We start from the raw sequence: 4,045 nt of genomic DNA, 5'->3' as shown, positions 1-4,045 counted from the left end.
CGGGTTGTTGTACGCGTTCGCGGGCTCCTGCCCGCTGAGCTCNTGGATCGCGGCCATCACGGCGTCGGTCGCATGGCGACGAGCACGGCCGGACGAGGCCTCACCGAAGGACGACAGGTCGAGGGGCTTCCCGAACTCGATCGTCACCTTCGCGAACCGCGGGACCTTCGAGCCGACGGGCTGCACGTCCTCGGTGCCGGTCAGCGCGACGGGGACGACGGGGGCACCGCTCGTGAGCGCCAGCCAGGCGACACCGGTCCGGCCCTTGTACAGGCGACCGTCGAGCGAGCGGGTGCCCTCGGGGTAGATCGCGAAGGCCTCCCCCGCTTCGAGTCGTTCGAGCCCGAGGTCGAGGGCGTGCTGCGCCGCGGACCCCGCACCACGCTCGACGCCGATCGCACCGATGCCGCCGAAGAACGCGCGCGACACCGCACCGCGGAGACCGGTCCCGGTGAAGTACTCCTGCTTCGCGAGGAACGACACCTTCCGCGGCGCCATGAGCGTGATCGCGGGCGAGTCGATGAACGAGCGGTGGTTGCTCGCGAGGATGACGGCGCCGTGCTTCGGGACGTTCCGCCGACCGACGATCCGCGGGCGCCACAGCAGTCGCGCGAGCGGTGTGACCACAGCGCGGCTCAGCACGGTGGCGAACTTCGTCGATCCGGACACCCGGGCCTCCTCGTGACGGGGTTCCGAGTGTAATGAGCGTCCTCCGCGGCACATGCCCGACACGGCATGCGATCCGCCCGTGCAGACGCAGCGCGCGGAGAACGGTCAGTCGGCAGCGGCAGCGACGACGTCGAGCACCGCCCGCCCGTACCGCTCGAGCTTCGCGGCGCCCACACCGGAGATCTCGCCGAGCTCGTCCACGTCGGCCGGCTTCACCGCCGCGATGCCCCGGAGCGTGGCGTCGTTGAACACCACGTAGGCGGGCACACCCTGTTCGCGTGCCTGCGCCGCGCGCCACGACCGGAGGGCCTCGAACAGCCCGACCGCCTCCTGCGGCATGTCCGTCACGACCGTACGACGCGAGCGGCCGGCTCGGGGGCTCTTCACCGGGTCGCGGCGCATGCGGACCACCACCCGCCCGGCGAGGACGTCGGCGCTCGTCGTGCTGAGGATGATCGTGCCGTAGCCGTCGCCCGACACCGCCATGAACCCCTGCGCGAGGAGCTGCCGGGCCACCGTGCGCCACTCCCCCTCGGACAGGTCGGCGCCGATGCCGAACGTCGCGAGCGAGTCGTGCCGGAGTTCCTGCACGCGCGGCGACTGCTTGCCGACGAGGATGTCGACGAGGTGCGCGACGCCGTACCGCTGGCCGCGCTCACGCTCGAGCCGGACCACGGTGGACAGGAGCTTCTGCGCGGGCACGGTGCCGTCCCACGACTCGGGCGGCGCGATGCACGTGTCGCAGTTGCCGCACGCCGTGCTCTCCTGCCCGAAGTAGGCGAGCAGCCGGACGCGTCGGCACTCGATGGTCTCGCAGAGGGCGAGCATGGCGTCGAGGTGCGCGCTGAGCTGGCGTCGGTGGGCCGCGTCGCCCTCGGACTGGTCGATCATCCGACGCTGCTGCACCACGTCGTTCAGCCCGTAGGCGAGCCACGCGGTCGAGGGCAGTCCGTCGCGGCCGGCACGACCGGTCTCCTGGTAGTAGCCCTCGACCGACTTCGGCAGGTCGAGGTGTGCCACGAAGCGGACGTCCGGCTTGTCGATCCCCATGCCGAACGCGATCGTCGCGACCATGACGACGCCGTCCTCGCGGAGGAAGGTCGACTGGTTGCGCTCGCGCACCCGGGCGTCGAGGCCGGCGTGGTACGGCAGCGCCGGGATGCCCTGCTCGGCCAGCGCCGCGGCGGTGCGTTCGACGGAGTTCCGCGAGAGGCAGTAGACGATGCCGGCGTCGCCGCTGTGCTCCGTCCGGATGAAGGTGAGCAGCTGCTGGAGCGCCCCGGTCTTGGGCTCGATCCGGTACTGGATGTTCGGCCGGTCGAAGTCGGCGACGAAGTGGGCGGCGGCGTCGAGGCCGAGGCGCGCGGAGATCTCGCGGTGGGTCTGCGGGGTCGCCGTAGCCGTCAACGCGATCCGGGGCACCGCGGGCCAGCGCTCGTGCAGGACGCTCAGTTCGAGGTAGTCCGGCCGGAAGTCGTGCCCCCACTGGGCGACGCAGTGTGCCTCGTCGATGGCGAACAGCGCGATGCGGGCACGGTCGAGCAGCGCCCGCGTGCTCTCGAGCCGGAGCCGCTCGGGCGCGAGGTAGAGCATGTCGACCTGCCCGGACACGACGGCCTGTTCGACGCGGGCGCGCTCGTCGGGCCCCTGCGTCGAGTTGAGGAACGCCGCGCGCACGCCGTTGGCGGCGAGGGCGTCGACCTGGTCCTGCATGAGCGCGATGAGCGGCGACACCACGACCCCGACGCCGTCCCGCACGAGCGCGGGCACCTGGTAGCAGAGCGACTTGCCGCCACCGGTCGGCATGAGCACGAGGGCGTCGCCGCCGGAGACGACCTGGTCGATGATCGCGGCCTGCTCGCCGCGGAAGTCGTCGTAGCCCCACACGCGGTGCAGGACGTCGAGCGCGGCGGACCGCGACGGGGAGGTCGTGGCCGTCGTGCTCATGCCCCCAAGCCTACGATCGGCCGGCGACACCCGCGGTCGCGTCCACAGGTCCCGCGCCGGCGTCGCCCGGAGCGTCCGCGGCGTCCGCCGACCCGGCCACCCCGTCGGCGTGGGTCGGCGCGCCGTCCCAGCCCGTGCCTCCCGGCCGGACCCAGCGCGACCCTCCCGCCCAGGCGGGGACCGGACCGCGGAAGCGGGGTGCCTCGCGCCCGGCGAAGCGACGATCGAGGCGGCGCCACCGCGCGAGGAGCTCCACCATGCCCCAGTACGCCAGCGACGTGCCGAGCGTGACGAGCCACCCCTGCCAGGTGCCGTTCGCGTCCTGCGACTGCAGGTCGATCCTCGACCAGCCCGGCGCCTGCAACACGAAAATCATGATGTTGTTGAACGCGTGCTGCAGGACCGTGGCCTCGAGCCCACCGGTGCGGAGCACGATGATCGCGGCGACGAGGCCGAACGACCCCACGTCGAGGATGCCCCAGACGTTGTAGCCGTTCGGGATGTGCAGCGAGGCGAAGACCACCGTCGACACCGCGACCGCGATGACGGTCCCGGCGCGGCGCGGGATCCACGACGCGATCGTCTGCATGAGGAAGCCGCGGAAGATGTACTCCTCGGCGGCGCCCTGGAACGGCACCAGCACGACGACGAGGGCGATCGTGAGCACCAGCGTCGACAGCGTGACGGTGGACTGCCCGATGGCGTCGTGGTCCCAACCGAAGCCGCCGTCGAGCGTGAGCATCGGCAGACCCTGCACCGCGAACATGATCGCCGCGATCACGAGGGTGGGGATCAGGCACCACGCGGTCCAGCCCCAGCGGACCCGGAAACGCACCGACGACAGGACGCCCCGCCCGAGCCCCGCGATCCGCACGGCGACGACGATCCCGGGGAGCAGCACCACGAGCGACACGAGCGAGACCGACAGCGTCAGCGGGTCCGTCGGGTCGAGCGCGCCGCTCGAGAGCTTCTGCTCGAAGTCGATCAGGCCGTCCGCCCCGGAGGTCGCGCCGATCGGGATCGTGAACGCGATGACGATGAGGACCTGGGACACGAGGTACCAACCCGCCAGGACCGCCAGCGCCACGAGCGGACGCCACCACCGCCACCGGCCATCGATGCGGGGAAGTCGCTGGTAGGGAACGCTCACGCCGTGCAGGGTACCGGTGCGGGCAGGATGGGAGCCGTGCTCACCGTCGTCCTCGGCCTGTCCGGCGCTCTCGTCTACGGGTTCGCCGACTTCCTCGGCGGGGTGGCCTCGCGTCGCCTCCGCCCCGTCGTCGTCACGGCGGTGGCGGCGGTCGTCGGGATCGTGCCGCTCCTGGTGGGGCTCGTCGTCGTGGACTCGGCGTTCTCGGGCCGTGCGGTCGTGTGGGGCGCGGTCGCGGGCCTCGCGGGCGGCGCGGCCGTCCTCCTCCTCTACACGGCG

The 4,045-nt window shown here is 72.2% G+C and carries 3 protein-coding genes and 1 pseudogene; 1 reads left to right on the top strand and 3 read right to left on the bottom strand.

Going from position 1 to position 4,045, the window contains the following annotated elements:
* From I59_RS06865 to I59_RS19400, 3 genes are all read right to left on the bottom strand, one after another.
* Nucleotides 1-669, bottom strand: a 669-nt coding sequence (locus I59_RS06865; RefSeq protein WP_022903232.1) for a 1-acyl-sn-glycerol-3-phosphate acyltransferase, incomplete at its 3' end; no start/stop codon positions are given.
* Between the two features lie 105 nt (nt 670-774).
* Nucleotides 775-2,616, bottom strand: coding sequence for a DNA helicase RecQ (gene recQ / locus I59_RS06860; protein WP_022903231.1), 1,842 nt, complete (start codon nt 2,614-2,616; stop codon nt 775-777).
* A gap of 10 nt (nt 2,617-2,626) precedes the next feature.
* Entirely contained in the window at nt 2,627-3,766 is a 1,140-nt protein-coding gene (locus I59_RS19400) for a CPBP family intramembrane glutamic endopeptidase (RefSeq protein ID WP_148286120.1), read from the bottom strand.
* Between the two features lie 36 nt (nt 3,767-3,802).
* Here I59_RS19400 and I59_RS06850 point away from each other — a divergent pair.
* Nucleotides 3,803-4,045, top strand: a pseudogene (locus I59_RS06850) (EamA/RhaT family transporter); the annotation flags it as partial.

Origin of the sequence: Curtobacterium sp. B8, from assembly GCF_000333315.1 — a bacterium.
Lineage (GTDB): Bacteria > Actinomycetota > Actinomycetes > Actinomycetales > Microbacteriaceae > Curtobacterium > Curtobacterium luteum.
The sequence above is the reverse complement of the archived record's forward strand: the minus strand, read 5'-3'. Positions and strand labels throughout refer to the sequence as shown.